General features: G+C 38.8%; 17 protein-coding genes. 11 read left to right on the forward strand and 6 right to left on the reverse strand.

Annotated elements, in window-relative coordinates; translation table 11 throughout:
- The first annotated feature begins 3 nt into the window (after nucleotides 1-3).
- The 5 genes from O6P32_RS03190 to O6P32_RS03210 all read left to right on the forward strand — a co-directional run bounded on the left by O6P32_RS03190 (nucleotide 4) and on the right by O6P32_RS03210 (nucleotide 6,720).
- On the forward strand, nucleotides 4-1,281 hold the full coding sequence (locus O6P32_RS03190) for a DUF4493 domain-containing protein (protein WP_269876772.1): 1,278 nt from the start codon (nucleotides 4-6) through the stop codon (nucleotides 1,279-1,281).
- 2 nt (nucleotides 1,282-1,283) lie between these two features.
- Nucleotides 1,284-3,473: a DUF4493 domain-containing protein gene (locus O6P32_RS03195; protein WP_269876773.1), complete on the forward strand. Its 2,190-nt coding sequence runs from the start codon at nucleotides 1,284-1,286 to the stop codon at nucleotides 3,471-3,473.
- A gap of 70 nt (nucleotides 3,474-3,543) precedes the next feature.
- The gene (locus tag O6P32_RS03200; RefSeq protein WP_269877033.1) at nucleotides 3,544-4,221 is read left to right on the forward strand and encodes a hypothetical protein; all 678 of its coding nucleotides are present in this window, start codon (nucleotides 3,544-3,546) and stop codon (nucleotides 4,219-4,221) included.
- A gap of 2 nt (nucleotides 4,222-4,223) precedes the next feature.
- The gene (locus tag O6P32_RS03205; RefSeq protein ID WP_269876774.1) at nucleotides 4,224-5,105 is read left to right on the forward strand and encodes a hypothetical protein; all 882 of its coding nucleotides are present in this window, start codon (nucleotides 4,224-4,226) and stop codon (nucleotides 5,103-5,105) included.
- Nucleotides 5,106-5,109: 4 nt separating this feature from the next.
- A complete protein-coding gene (locus O6P32_RS03210) occupies nucleotides 5,110-6,720 on the forward strand; it encodes a PCMD domain-containing protein (protein ID WP_269876775.1) in 1,611 nt (536 codons plus the stop codon).
- Nucleotides 6,721-6,845: 125 nt separating this feature from the next.
- On the opposite strand, the gene O6P32_RS03215 is transcribed toward O6P32_RS03210, so the two are convergent.
- Nucleotides 6,846-7,694: a helix-turn-helix domain-containing protein gene (locus O6P32_RS03215; RefSeq protein WP_269876776.1), complete on the reverse strand. Its 849-nt coding sequence runs from the start codon at nucleotides 7,692-7,694 to the stop codon at nucleotides 6,846-6,848.
- A gap of 251 nt (nucleotides 7,695-7,945) precedes the next feature.
- On the opposite strand from O6P32_RS03215, the gene O6P32_RS03220 reads away from it, so the two are divergent.
- Nucleotides 7,946-8,935, forward strand: a complete 990-nt coding sequence (locus O6P32_RS03220; RefSeq protein WP_269876778.1) for a DUF4925 domain-containing protein — start codon at nucleotides 7,946-7,948, stop codon at nucleotides 8,933-8,935.
- 524 nt (nucleotides 8,936-9,459) lie between these two features.
- On the opposite strand, the gene O6P32_RS03225 is transcribed toward O6P32_RS03220, so the two are convergent.
- The 5 genes from O6P32_RS03225 to O6P32_RS03245 all read right to left on the reverse strand — a co-directional run bounded on the left by O6P32_RS03225 (nucleotide 9,460) and on the right by O6P32_RS03245 (nucleotide 15,670).
- The gene (locus O6P32_RS03225) at nucleotides 9,460-10,248 is read right to left on the reverse strand and encodes a porin family protein (protein ID WP_269877035.1); all 789 of its coding nucleotides are present in this window, start codon (nucleotides 10,246-10,248) and stop codon (nucleotides 9,460-9,462) included.
- 19 nt (nucleotides 10,249-10,267) lie between these two features.
- Entirely contained in the window at nucleotides 10,268-11,386 is a 1,119-nt protein-coding gene (locus O6P32_RS03230; RefSeq protein ID WP_269876779.1) for a PCMD domain-containing protein, read from the reverse strand.
- A gap of 256 nt (nucleotides 11,387-11,642) precedes the next feature.
- Nucleotides 11,643-12,977, reverse strand: coding sequence for an NADP-specific glutamate dehydrogenase (locus tag O6P32_RS03235; protein WP_178266285.1), 1,335 nt, complete (start codon nucleotides 12,975-12,977; stop codon nucleotides 11,643-11,645).
- 144 nt (nucleotides 12,978-13,121) lie between these two features.
- Nucleotides 13,122-13,301, reverse strand: coding sequence for a hypothetical protein (locus O6P32_RS03240; protein ID WP_269876780.1), 180 nt, complete (start codon nucleotides 13,299-13,301; stop codon nucleotides 13,122-13,124).
- A gap of 77 nt (nucleotides 13,302-13,378) precedes the next feature.
- A complete protein-coding gene (locus O6P32_RS03245; protein WP_269876782.1) occupies nucleotides 13,379-15,670 on the reverse strand; it encodes an NADP-dependent malic enzyme in 2,292 nt (763 codons plus the stop codon).
- Nucleotides 15,671-15,997: 327 nt separating this feature from the next.
- Between O6P32_RS03245 and O6P32_RS03250 the strand changes: the two genes are divergently transcribed.
- The 5 genes from O6P32_RS03250 to O6P32_RS03270 are packed head-to-tail and all read left to right on the forward strand — an operon-like array spanning nucleotide 15,998 to nucleotide 23,305.
- Complete coding sequence (locus O6P32_RS03250) at nucleotides 15,998-17,206, forward strand: efflux RND transporter periplasmic adaptor subunit (RefSeq protein ID WP_269876783.1); 1,209 nt, start codon at nucleotides 15,998-16,000, stop codon at nucleotides 17,204-17,206.
- 48 nt (nucleotides 17,207-17,254) lie between these two features.
- Complete coding sequence (locus O6P32_RS03255; RefSeq protein WP_269876785.1) at nucleotides 17,255-20,491, forward strand: efflux RND transporter permease subunit; 3,237 nt, start codon at nucleotides 17,255-17,257, stop codon at nucleotides 20,489-20,491.
- Nucleotides 20,491-21,873 (forward strand): efflux transporter outer membrane subunit, encoded by a 1,383-nt coding sequence (locus O6P32_RS03260; protein WP_178266289.1) that lies wholly within the window; start codon nucleotides 20,491-20,493, stop codon nucleotides 21,871-21,873. The genes O6P32_RS03255 and O6P32_RS03260 overlap by 1 nt, the downstream gene beginning before the upstream one ends.
- 23 nt (nucleotides 21,874-21,896) lie before the next feature.
- Nucleotides 21,897-22,664, forward strand: coding sequence for an acyl-ACP--UDP-N-acetylglucosamine O-acyltransferase (lpxA, locus tag O6P32_RS03265; RefSeq protein WP_178266290.1), 768 nt, complete (start codon nucleotides 21,897-21,899; stop codon nucleotides 22,662-22,664).
- A 44-nt stretch (nucleotides 22,665-22,708) separates the two neighbouring features.
- Nucleotides 22,709-23,305 (forward strand): TetR/AcrR family transcriptional regulator, encoded by a 597-nt coding sequence (locus tag O6P32_RS03270; RefSeq protein ID WP_269876786.1) that lies wholly within the window; start codon nucleotides 22,709-22,711, stop codon nucleotides 23,303-23,305.
- The last annotated feature ends 34 nt before the right edge of the window (nucleotides 23,306-23,339 follow it).

Consider the following 23,339-nt stretch of genomic DNA (forward strand, 5'->3'; position numbering starts at 1 on the left):
TATATGAAAAAAATATTTTACGTTTATTTGATATTGCTCATTAATATGCTGACTTTTACTGCCTGCCATAATGAGTCTATGATGGATACGGAAGGAGTAGGAGGAAAGGGAGAATTGAGCTTATCTTCTCTGAAAATGGATGTAAATCTGAAGGTGGACAGTGTGTATTTAGGTTCTCGTTCACAAACTTCAGTGGATTTCAGTCAATATATTGTATCAATATATAATAGTCAGTCTCAACAAGTAAAACAATGGGTTTATAGAGAAATGCCTGAAATTGTTTCACTGGAAGTGGGAAGTTATACTATTACTGTGACTTCATCGGCTGAGCAGACTAGCGGATTTGATGCTCCTTATTATAAAGGAAGTACTTCTTTCGATATTCAGAAAGATAAAGTGACTGAAGTGCCGACTATTACATGCAGTTTGGCTAATATGCTGTTTACTGTAGTATATGACGAGGATTTTGAAGGATTATTAGGAGAAGATGTGGTCACTACCGTTACTATTGGAGAAAATTCTTTGGATATTCCTGTTTCTGAAACAAGAAAGGCTTATTTGGCTGCTCCGAGTACTGAAAATATATCGATGACTGTAACATTGAAAGGAACAATAGATGGTGAAGCGATTGATTATAGTCAGCGTTTTGAAAATGTAAAAGCGGGAGTGCACAATGTAATTCGCTATAAATTTGATACAGTAAATGGAGATATCCCTAAAGAAGGTTCTTTAAATGTGTCAATTGGCATTGATTCATCATTGGATGGAAGTGATGAAGTTATTGGAGTGGATCCGGGGCAAGAACCGGATATCGATGACTTCCCTACAGATGGAGAAGGAGGGGATACCGAACAGAATAAACCATCAATTGTGGGAACCGACTTCAATGGTGCTGCTTTTGATATAGAAAATGATGTATTATCTATACCAACTACTTTGGAAGGAAAAATGCCTTTGACAGTTACCTTGAATGCACCAAATGGTATTGCTCATGTGTATGTAACGATTGATTCTGAGACATTGACAGAAGCAGTTTTAACTGATGTGGGCCTGAAGAAGAGCTTTGATTTGGCAGAACCGGGAGATCTTGAAGAAGGATTGGCAAGTTTGGGATTCCCTGTAGGTAGTGAAATAATTGGGCAAAAGACAATTCTTTTCAGTATTACAGAGTTTACTCCGTTACTGGGTATTTATGGAGCGGCAAGTCATAACTTTATCATTCGTCTGGTTGACCAGAATGGATTGGAAGTTACACAAACCTTAAAGATTAAGAGCGTATAATCATGAAGCGATATTATATAATGGCATTGGCTGGCCTTATGTTATGCCTGAATGCTTGTAAAGAAGATACCGGATTGGCTGATGCAGAGGGATGTTTACGTCTCTCTGTGGATGTGTCCGATAAAGTGGAAGTGGTTTCGCGTACAATTACTGATGAAGAGCAGACCGACTTGAATCAGAATTGTAAAGTGCGTATTTATCGTGGAGAAAGTCTGGTGCAGAAATATCAGGGAATAGAAAATATTCCCGCTTCTATTGCTTTGGTCAGTGGAGAGTATTCTGTCAGAGTAACGGCTGGTGATTCTGTGGCTGCTTCGTTTGACCAGCGTTTTTTTGAGGGGAAAAAAGGTTTTACCATAAGTAAAGGTGAAACCAGCACGGTTGAAGTAAATTGTGGTATTGCTAATACTGTGGTTGCCATAACGTGGGATGAATCGCTGAAAGAGGTTTTCAAAGACGGCTATCAGGTTACGGTAACTTCCGCTACAGGTGAATTAGTTTTCTCTTCAGCTAATGCGGATCAGAAAGGGTATTTCAGTTTACCGGAAGATAATAGAAAATTAATTTGTAAATTCAGTGCGACTAAGTTGAATGGAGAAAAGTATGAGAATTCTACAGAGCTTACAGAACTGAAGTCTGGTACTCTCTATAATTTAACTTACCGTTATACGTCTCCAGAACAGAATCCTACTGGAGGTGCTGCAATAACGATTCAGATAGATGAAACTCCGTTACAGGAAGAGGAGTTCGTGATTACGTTGAAGCAGCGTCCTGTAATAACTTGTGTGGATGGAGAGGGAGTTACATATGACTTAGAGCATCCTGTATTTTTGGAACCTGGGGTACAGAAAGACTTTTATTTTCAGATAGCCACTTCTTCTCCATTGGTAAGTTTGGTTATTCAGAATGACCGTTTTACAGAGTGGGGATTTGATGCTAATCAGTTTGATATGTTGCAACTTAATGGGCAAGAAGAGGCTTTAAAATCTTTGGGACTTTCGGTTGCAGATAAGAATTCTACTCTCAATGGAGATAATTGGAAGGTATTGTTTGCTCAAAGTTTGATAGCCAAAATGACTGCCACAGGTAATAATTCTGTAACTAATATTACTGCTACTGATACTAATGGAAAAACTCGTACTGTAGTATGGGATATCATTGCTTCGGATGTTAAAGTAATAACGGAGGAAATACTTCCCTATGAAGTATGGACTTCAAAGGCTACTTTACATGGTACTGTTGTTGGAGCTTTGAACTCTGCTCCACGTTTCCGTTATCGTGTAAAAGAAACTACAGATTGGACTATTGTGGATGCCGATTTGACAGAACAGAGTTTCAGCAAGGAAATTTCAGGCTTAGTTCCTGGAACTACTTATGAATATCAGGCAATGGATGGTGAACAGGCTTCTTCTGTGGTGTGTGAGTTTACCACAGAAGATACATTCCAGCCGGAAAATGCAGGATTTGAATATACTTCTGAAACTTCGTATATACTGATTTATGGTGATGGACAGTCTATGTGGTGGGATACCGGAAATCAGGGCTCTTCAACTTTGGGAGTGAATGTTACTACTCCAGATACATCTGTTAAACACGGTGGAAAACAGTCTATCTTGTTGTCTTCCCAGTATGTAGGCTTGGGTATCTTTGGTAAATTTGCTGCCGGAAACTTATTCGTAGGGCAGTTTATTTCAAAAGACGGTACTGATGGAATACTTGGATGGGGACGTCCTTGTACCAGTCGTCCGAAGGCTTTGAAAGTGTGGGTACGCTATGAACCGGGAACTGTGGACTACAATCATACAGGAACTTCGCTTATCAATAAAGGAGATATGGATAAGGGAATTATTTATGTGGCAGTGGGCGACTGGGCTGGTCAGGAAGCAAATGGAATGACATGGCCTTTCGTGGTAAGAACTAAAAATCAGGCAAGTCTGTTCAGTACCGAGAAAGGGACTTATTCGGGAGATGGTACTATTGCTTATGGTGAGAAGACTTTCGATGAAGCTTACAAGGATGGAGAGAATCTGGTTGAGTTGACAATAAATCTGGATTATGACAATTATGGAGGTAATAAGCGTAAACCTACCTCTATCATTATTGTAGCTTCGGCAAGTAAATATGGTGATTACTTTGCTGGAAGTACCGGTAGTAAAATGTGGCTTGACGATATGGAGTTGATTTATGAATAAACTTAGATAAAGTAAATTTGTGAAAAAAATAGTTTATATATTGTTGTGTCTGATGTGCGGCATCGTAGAGATGCACGCACAGGATACTCAGAAGAAACTTCCCCCTAAAGTGTTTGTACCTAAGGGGCAATGGATTGTAGGAAGTAATGTTTCTTATTCTGAGCATACAGAAAGTAATTATGACTTTCTGGTCGTAGAGGGAGTAAATTCGGATGGTTATAAATTTAAGATAAGTCCGATGTTTGCTTATGCACTGAAGGATAATATGGCGTTGGGAGCTCGTTTCAATTATTCACGTACACTTGTTCGTATGGATGAAACTCAGATTAATCTGGATGATGAAAACCAGTTTGATGTGAATAATATCTATCAGCTTAAGCATTCGTATTCAGCGATGGCTATTTTCCGTAGCTATATTCCGTTGGGAGAAAGTAAACGTTTTGCATTGTTTAGCGAAACTCAGTTGGAAGTTGGAGGAAGTCAGTCTAAAGTATCCAATGGACGTGGAGAGGAACTTACTGGAACTTATTCTACTTCTGTAGATATGGGACTTGGAGTTAGTCCGGGACTAGTTGCATTTATCAATAATTATACGGCGGTGGAAGTCAGTGTCGGAGTATTGGGAGTGAATTTAAGTAAGAAGAGACAGACAACTAATCAGGTGGAAACTGGAGAACAATCGTCTACTTCTGCGAATTTTAAAATTAATATATTCTCAATAGGATTGGGAATTGCATTTTACTTATAATTATGGTAATATTGTTGCGTTTATATAGTTTGATATTATTTATTCTATTGGGAACTTCCTGGGTTATGGCTCAGGTGGCTTCTGATTCGATTGTAAAAATTCATCCTGATACTGTCTATAAGTTTATACATGTACATGATACCGTATATGTATCAAATTCTGAGTTGAAAGCTCCAGTCGATTCGTCACGTATTATTTATACTAAGCCAGTAGGACGTTATAATCGTGGTATTACCAATTACCGTTTCATCCCTAAAAATAAATGGATTGGTGGTGTTACTTTCTCTGTGTTTAGTTTTGAAGCTGACAACAGTCGTGTCTTGTTTTCTTTGTTAAAAGACATTGATGTGAATCTTCGTACATTGAGTGTGCATCCGTTTATTGGTTATGCGGTAAAAGATAATACAATAATTGGAGTAAAACTGGGGTATTCAAGAGTGTCTGGAGCAATCAATAATTTTGCTTTAAATATAGATGATTTGGACGTTTCTTTGAAAGATATTCATTATTCAGAAGATTTGTATTCTTTTAATTTGTTTCATCGTTCGTATATAGGTATTGATCCAAAAGGATTATTTGGCTTATTCAATGAAACTACTATAGGGTATAATACCGGTTCTTCACGTTTTTCTCGTGGGGCTGATGAAACCTTGAAATATACGGATACAACCATCAATCAGTTACACTTTGGTATTAATCCGGGTATTGCCATTTCTGTTATGCCTAATGTGGGAGCTGAAATTTCATTTGGGGTGGCAGGTTTTACCTATAATTGGGAAAAACAGAAGAAAAGTTCGGGAGAGACTGGTAAACGAACCAACAGCGGAGCCAATTTTAAAATTAATTTGTTGAATATCAATATCGGTTTAACCGTATGCATCTGATGATATGAAGAAGATAATATATAAAATAGCAGGGGTCTGTCTTTGTTTAATAGTATGTTTGCTCACTGCTTGTTTGAAAAATGACTTTCCTTATCCTACGGTAAAACTCTATATCACCGATATGACTGTAGAAGGACAAGTGGGAAATGCAGTAATTTCGAATGATGAACGGAAAGTAACCCTACAATTGAATGAAACTGTAAATCCAAAGAAAGTAAAGATTCACTCTTTGGAAGTAACAGAAGGTGGAAAGGCTTCGATTGAACCAGAATCGATTGTTGATTTAAGCCAACCGTTGAATATAACTTTGTCCTTGTATCAAGATTATATTTGGACAGTGGTTGCCGAACAGACAATTGAACGGGTATTTACTGTAAATGGTCAGATTGGTCAAGCTTATTTTTATCCGGAAGAAAGGGAAGCTGCGGTGAATATTCCTCGGGCACAGGGTCTGAAATCGATTCAACTGACTGCATTGAAATTAGGTCCGGAAGGCTCTACACAAAATGGAACAACTGCACTCCCTGAATTACAGTGGGAGAACAAAGGAGCATTTGCAACTGCTAAAGTACAGGTGAAATATAGTGATTTCATTGATGAAGAGTGGACTTTATATGTAAACCTTACAGATATAAATGTAGGAGTTAATAGTGTAGATGCTTGGACTAATGTAGCTTGGGTTAACGGATTTGGACGTCAAGGTGCAGAAAATGGCTGTGAATATAAAAAGGACGGAGAGCAGGATTGGATTCGCGTAAGCAATTCGGACATAACTCATGAGGGTGGTAACTTTAAAGCTCGTCTGATTCATTTGGATGCTGCTACTACTTATGTTTGTAGAGCTTACTCGGGAGAAGAGTATGGAGAGGAAACAAAGTTTACCACTGGAATTGCTGCTACAGTTCCTAACTTAGGCTTCGACGAATGGCATAAGGAAGGAAAAGTAATATGTCCTTGGAAAGAAGGAGGTATATCTTATTGGGATACAGGAAACTGGGGAAGTACAACACTTTCTGCTAATGACAATATTACTCAGCCTACTTCTGATGTTTGGAGCGGAGCTCCTCAGGGAGGTCAGGCTGCCATGTTAGGTTCTAAGTTTGTAGGGCTTGGTTCCTTCGGTAAATTTGCTGCCGGTAACTTGTTCTTGGGTGAATATAAGGAAACAGACGGCACAAATGGTATTTTAGGATTTGGAAGGGAGTTTACTGCACGGCCTACTAAACTGAAAGGATATTTTAAATATACAAGTTCCATTATTAAATATGCCGATAAGGCTCATGAGGATTTAAAGGGCAAACAGGATACTTGTATCATATGGGTTTCACTGGGAGATTGGGATGAACCTGTAGAAATACGTACAAATCCACAAAATTCGAAGTATTTTACGAAAACAGATCCTCATATTATTGCTTACGGAGAAATGAATTGCAGTGAAACCATGTCTGAGTATCGTGAGTTCGAGATTGAATTGGAGTATCGTGACACAGACCGTGTACCTAAATATTTGCTGATTGTTTGTTCGGCTAGTAAATATGGAGATTATTTTACTGGAGGTGCCGGTTCTACCATGTGGGTAGACGAATTCAGCTTGGAGTATGATTATGATCAGTAGAATCTGTCGTATATGATAAACTTATGTTCTATAAAGTTTATTGAAATAGCGATAAAGTGTTTTACAAAAAGAGTCCGGGTTTTATTCGGACTCTTTTTGTATATATAATGTTTTTGTAAGTTGTGCTATTCACTGTTGCGATATTCTAACGGACTCATTCCGACATACCGTTTGAAGTATTTCCCAAAGAAGGACATATTGGCAAAATTTAAAGAATCGGATATTTCCTGTATTGACAGCTTGGTAGACTTCAACTGTGATTTAGCATCCATAATTACCATTCTTGAGATAATTTCCATGCATGTATTACCTGTAACTTGTTTCACTGTAGTACAGAGATGAGCGTGAGTAATGTTCAATTTTTCTGCATACCAAGATACATTGCGAACCTGATTATAGTTTTGCATTACTAATTGCGTAAAACTTTTGCAGAGCTGTTCACTTTTGGAAATATTACTGGTAGCTTCTTCCGGTTTGTTACGGTATATTGTCGCTATTCCAGTATGGATGTTGTTATAAAGGTGAGGAGTAATCAGTTTGCGGGTCGTTTCGTTGAAGAACTCGTATAATTTGATTAAAAAGCAGAAATAATCTTCTAATAATTGGGCACCCTTTGGTTTGAGAGATATGACAGGACGTCCTAAGGTAATATATAATGTATCTAAGGCTGAGCGTGTAAGTGCCGCCTGGTTAATGTACTGCGAAGAAAATCCTCCGAAATAGATTTTCAGATTACCTTCTACTTTATGAACCTGGAAGATACTTCCAGGCATGATAGTGACAAAATCGTTTGCTTGTACTTTTATCCGATTAAGGTTGATAGAGGCTTCGATTTCCCCATCCATACAAAGTACAAATATTTCCGATTTTAACCGACATGGAAAGTTGGTATATAAACTTAGTAATTCCTTACTGATTCCTGTTCCAATAATCCATTCTTCTGGCAATTCTATTTTGGGCAGTTCCTTTTCCATTTTATTTTCTCTTTTTGCAAAGATAAAATTTTCTGAAATATTGACTATAATTAATCTCCTTGGAATACTGGATAAGCTATATAAATTAATGATTTATATAATAAATTCTCATTGTAAGGTAAAAAATGGAACAAAAATAAGATAAATAGACCTTGTGAGTATTGTGAAATGTGGGTTACTTTGCAACCGATTTTAAGAAACAATACCGAGTGTATCTGTTTTTATTAATAACTGTTTAGAAAATAATAAGGATGAAAAAGAATTTGTTTTATTACATGCTTGCTGTATTGTGTACAGTGACATTGTTTACTTCTTGTAGTGATGATAATGGTGGAGATACTCCTAATCCTGTGAATCCTTTGGTGGGAACTTATGGACTGGCTGATTATACTACAGAAGATTTTGCTGTAACTGAAGGAGAGAATCCAATTAAAAATTTCCCGATATCAGGTCCTTTGTATGCAGAATGGGAAGCCAATGATGCTTTTACAGTAGTAGCTTCAGGAATGTTCCGTATGATGGGAGCTGCTCTTCTTCCTCAAGTTTTAAATACTGTGGAATTAAAGGAGGATGGAAATATCATAGCCTCTTATGTGGATAAGCCGACTTTAAAGGGCACTGATCAGTTAATGAATTGGGCAATGGGGGGAATGTTGATGCAGACTTTTCCGAAAGAATCAGAAATTACTTCTTTAGCGGCTGTATCTGGCTTTACTACATCACCGGAAGGATTGGCGACTTGGAGTGAAAGTAACGGAAAACTCTTGGTGAAGTTGAATATAGCTAATATCTTAGGCGCAGCGCTTGGAGGACAGGATGCAAGCGGCTTGGAAGAAATTATCAATCAGGTATTGATGTCTGAACCTTCTGTTTTGAAGGAGATGTTGAAAAGTCTGTTTCAGATTGATTTGACTAATGTATCAGATGCAACAATCAAACAGTTGCAGGGATGGGCTTTGAATGGTATTCCGATGAACAAGAAAGAAGAAGCCGGAAAGGTTTATTTATACTTAGATAAGTCAGCATTTGATTCTATGATGACTCTTCGTGAAACTGGAGAATTGGATGATTGGGGAAAACCTGTGATGAAAAATGATTTGATATATGTATGGGATGCATTGGTAGCTGCTAATTTAATTCCTGAGGAAGCGAAGACTGCTAGTGCATTGTTGCAGCTTATTTCAGGTTATTGGAGTAAAACTGAAACCTTCAATATTGGTTTGGATTTGATAAAGAAATAATGAACTTCTTATGTTAAGGAATAAAGCGATACTGATATTCAGTATCGCTTTATTTTTTTCAATAAGGGGCATAAGCTGTCCGTATTGAGTAATAAGATAAAGTCTTACTATATTATTTTTCAAGTTATGAAGGAGATAAATTGGATGATGTTCCTGATAGTAAACTTTGGATAGATAAAGTATATCAGAAATAAAGAATTTTGCTATAAAAAAGGAGGCCTGTCTCATTCATTGCCAGTACTTTCAAGTGAGTACTGGAGTTTTTTCTTGAAAGGAGTAGAATTTTTCCCAATGATGAGTTCACTACTTACAAGTAAGGACTGGTGAGAATACTTGTAAGCTGAGGCTCTATTGCCATTTGCATTGGCTTTGTTTTTCTTACAAAGTGTTTTCTGTGTCTTACGGAATTATTATTTCAGATAGATAGGGTAGGGAGAAAAGAATGAAAAAGCCTTCATGCTTTTTTCCTTTCTGTTGTATTGATAATTTGCAGGAAAAAAGTGTGAAGGCTTGATGGATACCTATTAGAATTCGTAGCCAAATCCTAAGTTAAGGTAGATGGGATACATTGCAAATGAAATAGTATTGAAGTCTTTTTTAAACATATCATTCAGTCCCCATGTCAGGTCGGCATGTACAGTAAGATGTCTGTATGCATTCCAGCTTCCTCCAACTTGGAGCCCCCATTGAAATTTTCTCAATTCATTGGAAAAATCGTATGTAGCTGTATTTTCTCCTTGAAAGTCGATGCGTGTGCCGGTCGCATCAGGAGTACGTAAATGACCTTCGTATACATTACCGGAGAATTCTCCATCCATCATATAAGAGAAATAAGGACCTGCCGATAGTTTCCAACGTTTGCTTATTTGATATCTGGCTAATATCGGAAAAGTAAGTAATGACATTTTTACTTTGGTATTTACTCCACCGGTCCATAAACCTTCTACCTTGCCACCTACTTCATTGAAAATAGCCATGCCATAGTTTTTTACAGTAGCATCGGTTGTCATATCTTTTTTGTCTAAACGGAATCCTATGCTGACTCCCCATTTCTTTTGGACATCAATCCACTTGGTGGCGCTTCCCTCCAATGTGATTGCCAATCCGGGGGAATAACTGTCAAGACTTCTGATTTCTTGTGGAAGAGGAAGTGGAGAAGTCCCTCCGATATTAACTCCGGCTTTGAATTCATAATCTAATCCATGCAGAGAAGACCAAAGCAGCCCTTTGTGTTCTGAATCTGTCGACTGGGCATAGACCGACTGTATTCCTGCTGCTATAAAGGCAGTCAGAATGAAAAGATATTTTGTTATTTTCATTTTTGCTTATTTTTTAGTTTTCTTCTTCACATTCTATTTTCACTTCATCAATTTGCAACTGGCTTCCTACTGCTCCTTCAAAGTAAGCACCACGTATGCTGGAGGAAAATACTACAGCGAGTTTGTATTTGCCGTTTTTCAATCCGTCTTCATCGATAGTTTTACCGTTCTGAGGTTCGAAAGGAAGATCGAATGAGGTCCATTGGTCTGTTTCTATGGTTTTTTCTATACGTGCCAGTGCTACGATGTGTTGTGCTTTTTCGTTACCGGGGGTAAACAAGTCTCCGTCTAAAGAAAAATCACTCGTAGGGGCTTCGTATAATACTGCATATATATCACCGGTATCAGTTTTTCCACTAACAACTTGTCCGGCTTTATCCGTAAATACATCTCCTGCTTTATATTTGTAATATCCGGTCATACGAATAGGTTTGCGGGTGAAGGTAAATCCGAATTGGGTTGCTTGTAAAGGGGCAATAACTGCATTGGTTGCATCGAATGATCCCACAAAGAGGTTTCCGGCAGCTATAGGCATTTTGGTCATGCTTCCAAAAGAACCTGTGCTTCGTGTGGTAAGAGTGATGCATTTTCCTTCTTTACCTCCACTGGTCTGTACTGTAGGATAATCTTCTGCACTTTTAGCCATACCGCATAACTTGTATCCTGGATTACCACTGGCCCACTGCATAATTCCGTTGATGTCTGTAATATAGAGAATGTGGTAAGGATTGATTTCACGTAAGTTTTCAAAAGAATATTCTAATGGCAACTTGATTTTATACATGTTTAATGTATAGGTAGAATGATTGTTACCATCTTCTGAGGTGACGGTAAAATTACGCTGGGTTTGCGTACTGAAATCATAATAGGGAGGATTGTCTCCGGCTTCTTTTTTATCAGGAACGATACTTGCTCCTTCGGGAAGTTCGAAGTTTAACTCCTGAGCTGCGGTATTGGCTCCGTCGAATACGTAAATGTCTATTTCCCGACTTATTTCATTGATATTTAGCAATTGAATATTGGCTCCACTACATCCGTCTATTGCAGCCTCTACATTCAGAGCTTCGTCTTGAATGCACGAGGTACTGGCTATGACGAGCAGTATACTTGTAAATACATGCGTTAGTTTCATCTTTTATCTGATTAAAAATTAGAATTTTATGGCTTGCAAAGATAGATAAAAGACTTTAATAAACATCTTTGTGATAAGTAAATTTAGCCTTGTATAATATTTTGTAAGAGTGTGTATAAATATACTATACTATTGTATGATAGCATATATTGGTACTTTTCCTTCTCGGGTATGGAAAGAAGAAAACCCTTTGTTCTTCTCTTTGTATAAGAGAAAGAAACAAAGGGTTTGTGTAAAATTGTATGGATGTAGTGTTTTATACAATACCTTGAGCCATCATTGCTTTGGCTACTTTCATGAAGCCGGCTACATTGGCACCTTTTACGTAGTTAATATAACCGTCTGGTTCTGTACCATATTGTACACAAGCTTCGTGAATATTTTTCATGATGCTTTTCAGTTTTTCATCTACTTCCTCCTGACTCCAGCTCAGTTTGATAGAGTTCTGGGTCATTTCCAGACCTGATACTGATACACCACCTGCATTGGCAGCTTTACCTGGTGCGTAGAGAATCTTGGCTTCCTGGAATACACGGATAGCTTCCGGAGTAGAAGGCATGTTTGCTCCTTCAGATACAGCAAATACTCCGTTTGCGATAAGTGCTTTTGCATCGTCGCCGTTGATTTCGTTCTGGGTAGCAGAAGGAAGAGCAATGTCTGCTTTTTCATTCCATGGGCGAGCACCTGCTACGTATTTGCAACCATATTTCTCTGCATATTCACGAATACGTCCGCGGTACAAGTTCTTCAATTCCATGATATAATCCAGTTTCTCACGGTCGATACCGTCTGGATCGTAAATATAGCCGTCTGAATCTGACATTGTGACTACTTTAGCTCCAAGTTGAATTAATTTTTCAACAGTGTATTGAGCTACGTTACCTGAGCCTGAAACCAGACAAGTCTTACCTGCAATGTCAATATTACGTGTTTTCAACATTTCCAACAGGAAGTAGATGTTACCGTAACCAGTTGCTTCCGGACGGATAAGTGAACCACCAAATTCACGACCTTTACCTGTCAATACACCTGTGAATTCGTGTGCCAGTTTTTTGTACATACCAAACATGAATCCAACTTCACGTCCACCTACACCGATATCACCTGCCGGTACGTCTGTTTCAGGACCGATGTGACGCCAAAGTTCCAACATGAATGCCTGACAGAAACGCATTACTTCAGCGTTAGATTTGCCGCGCGGAGAGAAATCTGAACCACCTTTACCTCCACCCATCGGAAGAGTGGTCAGGGAGTTTTTGAATGTTTGCTCGAAAGCAAGGAATTTTAAGATACCTAAGTTTACTGAGCTATGGAAACGGATACCACCTTTGTAGGGGCCGATGGCATTGTTGTGTTGTACACGATAACCCATGTTAGTCTGGATATTACCTTTATCATCCATCCATGTTACACGGAATTGGTATACTCGATCTGGAATGCAAAGACGTTCAATCAGGTTTACTTTGTCGAATTCCGGGTGTTTGTTGTACTCTTCTTCAATCGTGCTTAAAACTTCTTCTACTGCCTGATGATACTCAGGTTCGTTAGGGAATCTTCTTTTTAAATCTTCCAATACTTTAGCTGCATTCATAATTCTATTTGTATTATCTGTTAATAGAGCTTTTTACCGCTGACAAAATTATGTATAAAATTTGTTTTGTGCAACATTTTATAAACAAAAACAAAGAAAGTGTATCAAAAAATACAAAATGTAAGCTTTGTTATGTTGAAATGCTTATTTACTCCTTGCTTTTATTGACTTGGTGATGGGTATAAATACTAATGCTCCTGAGATAAGGATAGCTACAATGAGTGGCCCGTCTATACGAGGTGCGGATGTTAATACTAAAAAACAAAGTAAGGCCCAAAAGAGGGTAAGAATGATGCATTGTGTGTGGGTTAGTGGTTTTCTCATGGTATATGGTTCGGATAGAAATAAAAAAGGATGAAGAACTAATGTGTAAAATTCTTCATCCTTTATTTGTGGGTTGATTATTTCTCAGTACATTTCATTTTCTTTGCTACTATCGCATCAATACAAGCAATGGCTGTGATGTTAACGATATCGCGTACTGAACTTTCAATGTCAGTAAAATGAATTGGTTTGTTCAGTCCCATCTGGATGGGGCCAATAACTTCTGTTTCACTCATATTTTGTATGAGCTGGTAAGTGGCATTGGCCGAACTTAGATTTGGGAATACCAGAGTGTTGACTTCTTTTCCTTTAAGGCGGGTAAACGGATATTTCTCATCGCGTAACGCATTATCAAGAGCAAATTTTACCTGCATTTCTCCATCGATGGCAAGCTCGGGGAATTCCTTGTGCATGGTAGCTATGGCTTCATGTACTTTGGCTGGGCTTCCTTCTGTGTCCGAACCGAAATTGGAATACGATAGCATGGCAATTACAGGTTCTTGGTTGAAGAAGCGTACTGCTTTTGTAGCCAGTTTTGCAATATCGACCAATGTTTCTGTATCGGGATGGCGATTGATTAGTGTATCTGCAATGAAATAGGTACCTTTCTTTGAATTAAGGATATGCATTGTTCCAAAATGGTTGTAACCGGGTTGGATACCGATTACTTCCTTGGCTACTTTGATGGTATTCGAATATTTTGTATAAAGTCCGGTTACAAAAGCATCGGCATCTCCTGTTTCTACCATCATCATACCAAAGTAGTTACGTTCGAACATCTTATCGTTGGCTTCCTGGTAGTTGGCACCTTCGCGCGCACGTTTTTCACATAAAATGTGTGCATAGCGTTCGCGGCGTTCAGCTTCTCGGTCGTGACGAAGATTTACGATTTCTATGCCTTCCAGACTGAGGTCGAGTTCTTTAGCCAGTTTTTCGATACGTTCTTCATTTCCTAATATAATAGGATGACATAATCCTTCAGACTTGGCTTCAACGGCTGCCTTTAGCATGTTTGGGTGACCGCCTTCAGCGAATACCACACGTTGTGGGCAACGGCGGGCTGTATCGTATAACTGACGGGTCAGTTTGTTTTCTTGTCCCATCAGTTCGCGCAGGTGGTTCTTGTATTCTTCCCAGTCGGTGATTTGCTTACGTGCTACTCCCGATTCCATAGCTGCTTTTGCTACAGCCATAGATACTTCTGTAATAAGGCGTGGGTCAACCGGTTTGGGAATGAAATATTCGGGACCGAATGTCAGGTTGTTTACATGATAAGCTTCGTTCACTACATCGGGAACCGGTTTCTTGGCTAAAGAGGCTATAGCATGTACGGCTGCCAGTTTCATTTCTTCGTTGATGGCAGTAGCACGTGTATCAAGAGCTCCTCGGAAAATATAAGGGAAGCCGATAACGTTGTTTATCTGGTTGGGATAATCGGAACGTCCGGTAGACATTAATACGTCTGGGCGTGATGCCATTGCATCTTCGTATGAAATTTCCGGAGTCGGATTTGCCAGAGCAAATACAATCGGATGGCTTGCCATGCTACGTACCATATCCTGACTAAGTACATTGCCTTTGGACAATCCTAAGAATACATCAGCCCCTTTGATTGCCTCTTCCAATGTATGTATATCGGTGCGGTCGGTTGCAAAAAATTTCTTTTGCTCATTTAAGTCTGTACGGGTTTTGGAAATTACTCCCTTGCTGTCGAGCATGACAATGTTTTCCAGACGTGCTCCTAAAGCAATGTAGAGTTTTGTACAAGATACAGCAGAGGCTCCTGCACCGTTGACTACAATTTTAACATCTTCAATTTTTTTGCCGGCAACTTCCAATGCATTGAGCAATCCGGCACTTGAGATAATTGCAGTACCGTGCTGGTCATCGTGCATAACAGGAATGTCCAATTCTTCTTTTAGGCGCTGCTCGATTTTAAAGCACTCAGGGGCTTTGATATCTTCCAGGTTGATACCCCCAAATGTGGGAGCTATTGCCTTGACTGCTTCGATAAATTTGTCAGGGTCTTTTTCATTTACTTCAATATCAAACACGTCGATACCTGCATAAATCTTGAAAAGCAAACCTTTTCCCTCCATAACAGGCTTACCACTCATCGCGCCAATATCTCCGAGTCCTAAAACGGCTGTTCCATTGGATATTACGGCTACTAGGTTTCCTTTAGCTGTATAGTCATATGCTGTTTTAGGATCTTTTTGGATTTCCAGACAAGGTTCTGCTACTCCGGGAGAGTAGGCTAATGATAAATCTCTTTGTGTTTGATAAGGTTTGGTTGGAATAACCTCAATTTTTCCTGGCTTACCTTGAGAATGATATAATAAGGCAGCCTCTTTTGTTATCTTAGTCATATTTCTATTGGTTTTGTTTATATTCGTATTATGTGTCGTACAAATGTAGGAATAAAATAACAAATGGAAGATTATTTTATTTAAAAAACCATAAACTGTTTATTCTTCTTCAAGGTTTTTGTCGGTACAATCGGTCAATTAATAGGATAAATTTGCCTATCTGTAAGGATAACCGAACATTATGGTTATTGTTAGTTAAAACAGGGAGTTAAGGAGTAATTTTTTTTCTATCTTTGCAAAGATAAAAACTAAGTAGCGTTGAAAAGTTTTCAATACTAAGGGATGTTTTTGGGGAAATAGTGAATGAAATATTAATTATTTTTTAAAATGAATATGAGAGTGGAAAAAAACAGAAGTTTTTCTTCAAGCCGAATAGCCATGGTGGCATTAGGTATGTTTTTGCTGACTGCTTGTGGTGGTCAAGGCGGAATGAAATTAGGTGACGATGAGTTTGCTGTAGAGACAGTTTCGTTTACTTCAAGTGAACAGACTACACAGTATCCTGCAACAATTAAGGGTTTGCAAGATATTGAAATTCGTCCACAAGTATCTGGATTTATTGTAAAGTTGTGTGTGGATGAAGGTGCAACTGTACGTAAAGGACAGGCTTTGTTTGAAATTGATCCTACTCAGTATAAAGCTGCTTATGATCAGGCTAAAGCTGGAGTGGAATCAGCTGAAGCAAACCTGAAAACTGTAGCAGAAACTGAAGTAAATAAGAAAATGCTTCATGAACAGAAAATCATCAGTGATTTTGAATATCAAACAGCTGTGAATAATTTACTTACAGCAAAAGCAAATGCAGCGCAGGCTAAAGCTGCTTATGCTGCAGCAAAGCAAAATTTAGGATTTTGTACAGTGACAAGTCCTTCTGATGGAGTGATTGGTACTTTCCCTTATCGTGTAGGTGCCTTAGTGAGTCCTTCGGTTGCCGAACCTCTGACAACAGTTTCTCAGATTGGTGATATGTATGTGTATTTCTCTATGACAGAAAAACAGTTGCTGGACTTGACACGTGCGGGTGGTACACTGAAGGAACAATTGGAAAAAATGCCTGCTGTACAGTTACAGTTGGCTGATGGAACTCTTTATGCAGATAGTGGAAAAATTGATGCTGTAAGTGGAGTGATCGATCAGACAACGGGTTCGGTAAGTATGCGTGCTATTTTCCCGAATAAACAGAATATTTTACGTAGTGGAGGTATGGCTAATGTTGTTTTCCCATATGCAATGGAAAATGTAATATTGATACCTCAGACTGCTACTCAGGAAATTCAGGATAAGAAGTTTGTATATGTACTTCAGGCTGATAGTACATTGAAGCATACAGAGGTAAAGATTTCCAATCTGAATGATGGAAAAAATTATATAGTAACAAGTGGTTTGAATGCAGGTGATAAAATAGTAGTGGAGGGTGTACAGAATTTGCAGGATGGACAAAAAATAGTTCCCATTACTGTAGCTCAGAAAGAAGCAAAATATCAGCAGGCATTGAAAGACCAGCACGATGGTAATTTTGCTACAGCTTTTAAATAATCGGAAGAATTTAAAACAATATCGTTTATATAATATATAAGGTATAAAATGAAACTAGATAAATTTATTAATCGTCCGGTACTATCAACGGTAATTTCTATCTTGATGGTAATTCTGGGTATAATAGGTTTGGCTACCTTGCCTGTTACACAGTATCCGGATATTGCGCCTCCTACTGTATCAGTACGAGCTACTTATACCGGAGCCAATGCACAAACTGTATTGAATTCAGTAATTGCACCGTTGGAAGATCAAATCAATGGTGTAGAAAACATGATGTATATTCAGTCTAGTGCCTCAAATAACGGTTCTGCTGAAATTAGTGTATATTTCAACCAAGGGACAGATCCGGATATGGCGGCGGTCAATGTTCAGAACCGTGTTTCTATGGCACAAGGATTGTTGCCGGCAGAAGTAACAAAAGTGGGTGTAACGACTCAAAAGCGACAGAACTCTATGTTGCTGATTTTTTCATTGTATGATGCCGAAGACAAGTATAATATTGAGTTTATAGAGAACTATGCGAAGATTAACTTGATTCCGGAAGTTCAGCGTGTGAAGGGTGTGGGTGATGCCAACGTCATGGGACAGGACTACTCTATGCGTATCTGGTTGAAACCGGATGTAATGGCACAATATAAGTTGGTTCCTGCTGATATCTCAGGTGTCTTGGCTGAGCAGAATATTGAAGCGGCTCCTGGACAGTTTGGTGAACGTGGTAACCAGACTTATCAATACACTATTCGTTATAAAGGACGTTTGCAGCAAACAGAGGAGTTTGAAGATATTGTTGTTAAGGCTTTACCTGATGGTGAAGTGCTTCGTTTGGGAGATGTTGCTCGAATTGAATTAGGACGTTTGGCTTATACTTTCAACAATACAGTAAATGGTCATAAAGCCGTAACTTGTATCGTTTTCCAGATGGCAGGTACCAATGCAACTGAAACCATTAATAATTTGTTGGATGTAATCAGCAAAGCTGAAGAAAGTTTGCCTGCAGGTTTAAAAATCAATGTTGCTCAAAATGCAAACGACTTCTTGTATGCTTCAATTCATGAAGTTATCAAGACATTGATAGAAGCATTTATCTTGGTATTTATTGTAGTATATATTTTCTTGCAAGATTTTCGTTCTACTTTAATTCCGGCTATTGCTATTCCGGTAGCATTGATTGCTACTTTCTTTGTTTTGAAACTGATTGGCTTTAGTGTTAACTTGTTGACTTTGTCAGCGATGGTGTTAGCTATTGCGATTGTAGTCGATGATGCGATTGTGGTGGTCGAAGGTGTGCATGCCAAATTGGACCAAGGATACAAATCTGCTCGTGAAGCATCTATTGATGCTATGAGCGAACTCGGTGGTGCTATCGTTTCTATTACCTTGGTGATGATGTCTGTATTTATCCCGGTAAGTTTCATGGGAGGTACAGCTGGTACATTCTATCGTCAGTTTGGTTTGACTATGGCTATTTCTATTGGCTTTTCAGCTTTGAATGCGTTGACTCTTTCTCCGGCTTTGTGTGCTATTTTCCTGAAGCCTCATACAGGAGAGCATGGTAGTAAGAAAAAGATGTCTTTAATAGATCGTTTTCATGTATCCTTTAATGCTGCTTACGATTCATTGCTGAAGAAGTACAAGAAACGTGTTGTATTCTTTATCCATAAAAAATGGTTGTCATTGGGTCTGGTTGGTGCATCTATTGTTTTATTGGTATTCTTTATGAACACTACTCCTACAGGTATGGTTCCGAATGAAGATACAGGTACAATTATGGGTGCTGTAACATTGCCTCCTGGTACTTCTCAAGAACGTGCTATGGACGTTTTGGCAAAAGTAGATAGTTTGGTGGCTGTAGATCCAGCAGTTCAATCACGTACTATTATTTCTGGTTATAGTTTTATTGGTGGTCAAGGTCCTTCTTATGGTTCTGTCATCATCAAGTTAAAAGACTGGGAAGAACGTTCTACTATGCAGAATTCTGATATGGTTGTTGCCACTTTGTTTATGCGTGCTCAGAAAGTAATCAAGGATGCACAGGTATTGTTCTTTGCTCCTCCTATGATTCCTGGTTATTCAGTGTCAAGTGATATTGAGTTGAACATGCAAGATAAGACTGGTGGTGATTTGAATCACTTCTTTGATGTGGTAAAGGATTATATCGCAGCATTGGAAAAACGTCCGGAAATTAGTCGTGCACAGACCACTTTCAACCCGAATTTCCCGCAATACCAATTGGATATAGATGCAGCAGCTTGTAAGAAAGCAGGTATTAGTCCGAGTGATATTCTTTCTACCATGCAAGGATATTTTGGAGGTTTGTATGCATCTAACTTTAACCGTTTTGGTAAGATGTATCGTGTAATGATTCAGGCAGAACCTGATGCAACAAAGAATATGGAGTCGCTCAATGGTGTAAAAGTGCGTGCGAATAATGGAGATATGGCTCCGATTACTCAGTTTGTTTCTTTGAAAAAAGTATATGGTCCTGATATCATCAACCGTTTTAACTTGTATACATCAATGAAAGTAATGGTGGCTCCTGCTTCTGGATACACTTCTGGTCAGGCTCTTCAGGCAATTGCGGAAGTTGCAAAGGAAAATCTGCCAACTGGATTTGGTTATGAGTTAGGTGGTATGGCCCGTGAAGAGGCGCAGACAAGTGGAAGTTCTACCGGTATTATTTTCGTATTGTGCTTTGTCTTTGTTTACTTGTTGCTGAGTGCACAGTATGAAAGTTACATCTTGCCGTTGTCAGTATTGCTTTCTGTTCCTTTCGGTTTGATGGGTAGCTTTGTATTTGTAAATGGATTTGCGGCTTTAGGAAGTATTCCTGCATTGAAGATGGTTCTTGGCTCCATGTCAAATGATATCTATATGCAGATTGCCTTGATTATGTTGATGGGGCTGTTGGCTAAGAATGCTATTTTGATTGTAGAGTTTGCTCTTGATCGTCGTAAACAAGGTATGAGTATTTCTTGGGCTGCCGTTTTGGGAGCTGCTGCTCGTTTGCGACCGATTTTGATGACTTCTTTGGCGATGATTGTCGGTTTGATTCCGTTGATGTTGGCGATGGGTGTAGGTGCTCATGGTAACCGTACTTTGGGAGCTTCTACTATCGGTGGTATGTTGATTGGTATGATATTACAGATATTCATTGTTCCAGTGCTGTTTGTAATATTCCAGTGGTTACAAGAAAAAGTGAAACCGATGGAATGGGATGGTTTGGATGAAAGTGAAGTACAATCTGAAATTGAACAGTACTCTTTAAAAAATACGAAGAAATAATGAAAAAACAAATTATAGGAATGATGTGTGCAACTGCTATGATGAGCAGTTGCCACATTTACAAGGCATATGACCGTCCGGAATCAATTGATGCTTCGGGTATTTACCGTGATCCGGTATCGGCTGTGGATACATTGGCCGCTGATACCATGAATATGGGAAATTTACCTTGGCAGGAAATCTTCCGTGATGCGAAATTGCAGAGTTTGATAGAAGAAGGATTGGCTAATAATGTAGATATGCAGGCCGCTATCTTGCGGGTGGAAGAAGCAAAAGTCATGTTGACTTCAGCTCGTCTTTCTTATCTCCCTTCTATCAATTTAGCTCCACAAGGAACTTTGAGTAGTTTTGATGGTTCAAAAACTTCAAAAACTTATCAGTTGCCGGTAGCTGCAAGTTGGGAAATCGATTTGTTCGGTAAGTTATTGAATGCCAATCGTAATCAAAAAACAGCCTATTTGCAGAGTAAATATGCACAGCAGGCTGTTCGTTCTCAGCTGATTTGTGGTATTGCCAATATTTATTATTCTTTGTTGATGTTAGATCGTCAGGTAGAAATTACTACAGAAACATCTGCTATTTACAAGGAAAATGTACGTGTAATGGAAGCTATGAAAATTGCCGGTATGACAACTGAGGCCGCTGTTGCACAGATGCGTGCTGCCAGTCATCAGGTAGAAGCTTCTTTGATGGATTTGAAACGTCAGGTACGTGAAACAGAAAACTCTTTAGCTGTATTATTGGCCAAGGCTCCTCAGACTATTGAAAGAAGTACATTGGATGAACAGGTGATGCCGGAAGAGTTGACTGCTGGTGTTCCTTTGCAGTTGTTGGAGAACCGTCCTGATGTGAAAGTGGCAGAAATGACATTGGCAAGTGCTTATTATACTACTAATCAGGCTCGTGCTGCATTTTATCCTGGCTTGAATATTACTGGTACTGCTGGATGGACTAACAGTGCTGGTGCGATGGTTGTCAATCCCGGAAAAGTGCTGTTGACTGCTATAGGTTCTCTTACTCAACCTATTTTCAACAATGGAAAATTGATTGCTAACCTGAAAGTGTCTAAGGCTGAAGAAAAGATTGCCCAGATGAATTATCAACAGGCTATCCTGAAAGCTGGACAGGAAGTAAGTGATGCATTATTCTTGTATGAAACTCAAAATAAAAAATTACAGGAGGATAAAGGACAGGTAGAACAATTGGACAAAGCTGTAACTTACACCAAAGCGTTGTTCCAAAGTGGAGATGCTACCTATTTGGAAATCCTGACAGCACAACAAAGTTTGCTTAGTGCACAACTGAGTGAAGTGGCTGATAATTTCCAGCGTATGCAGGCTGTAATCAACTTGTATAGTGCATTGGGAGGCGGAAGAGAATAGTTTAACCTTTAAATAAAATAACTATGATTAGTCCTTTAGCTTATGTTGATCCGTCTGCAAAGATTGGAAACAACGTGACTGTCCATCCTTTTGCCTACATTGATAAGAATGTAGAAATTGGAGATGACAATGTGATTATGCCTTATGCGAGCCTGATGAGCGGTACTCGTATGGGAAATGGAAACACCGTGTATCAGGGAGCTGTAGTAGCTGCAACTCCTCAGGATTTTGATTATTCTGGTGAAGAGACCATTGCCCGTATTGGAAACAATAACGTGATTCGGGAAAATGCAGTGATTATTCGTGGAACTCATGTAGAACACGAAAGCTCTATTGGTGATAACAATTTTATCATGACCGGAGCGCGTTTGTCACACGATGTTGAAGTGGGAAGCAAATGTATCATTGGTAATGGTTCGCAGGTTTCTGGTAACTGTAAGATATTTGATAATGCAATTCTGACTTCAAATGTCTTGATGCAAGGTAAAACCCGATTAGGTAGTTTCTCTATTGTACAAGGTGGATGTCGTTTTATAAAGGATATACCTCCTTTCATCGTAGCAGCGCACGAACCGATTGCGTTTTATAGTATAAATACTGTAGTATTGGAGCATTTTGGATTTTCGGAAACACTGATAAAGCATATTGCTCAGGCTTACCGTATTTTGTATAAGGCCAATACATCACAGCATGATGCTTTACTACGAATAAGAGAACAAATTCCAAATAGTCCGGAAATAGAACAGATTATTGAATTTGTAGAAACATCTAAATTAGGAATCATTCATTAAGCATGAGTAATAACGTAAGGAGGACTAAAAACGATAAAGAACTTTTGCGAAAGCAGATTGTGGATGCCGCTTCCCGTGCTTTTACCAAGTCGGGGATCAGAAGTGTACGTATGGATGATATTGCTTTTTCGCTCTCTATGTCTAAACGTACTCTTTATGAATTGTTTCATGACAAAGAACAGTTGCTGATGGAAGTCATTCGGATGCATCGGCAGGAAATGAATGAATACATTATAGAGATTGCTTCCAAGGCTGATAATGCTTTGGAAGTAATCTTTGCTTTTTATCGAAGAAAATCGAAAGAATTGTACGAATTGAATCCTCAGTTTCTTCGTGACCTTCGGAAATATCCCAAGGTGTTGGAGTTTATAAGAGAAGAACAACGTTCTTCCGATGCAGCGGCATTAAATCATTTCAATGAAGGGGTGAAACAGGGAATCTTTCGTGAAGATATAAATTTTGAGATTATCAATCAGGCCATGTCTATGCAGTTGGATCTGATTATTCATTCTGATTTATCGGAAAACTATCCATTGTCTGATATTTATAGGGAAATTACTTTTTTGCACATGCGCGGCATTACTACAGAAAAAGGAAGAAAGATGGTAGATGCTTTCTTGTGCGATGTGAGAGAAAAGTAATGAAAAATAAAACTATCTTTGCACTTGTTTTTTA

Origin of the sequence: Phocaeicola acetigenes, assembly GCF_027529745.1 — a bacterium.
In the GTDB taxonomy this organism is placed as follows: Bacteria; Bacteroidota; Bacteroidia; order Bacteroidales; family Bacteroidaceae; genus Phocaeicola; species Phocaeicola acetigenes.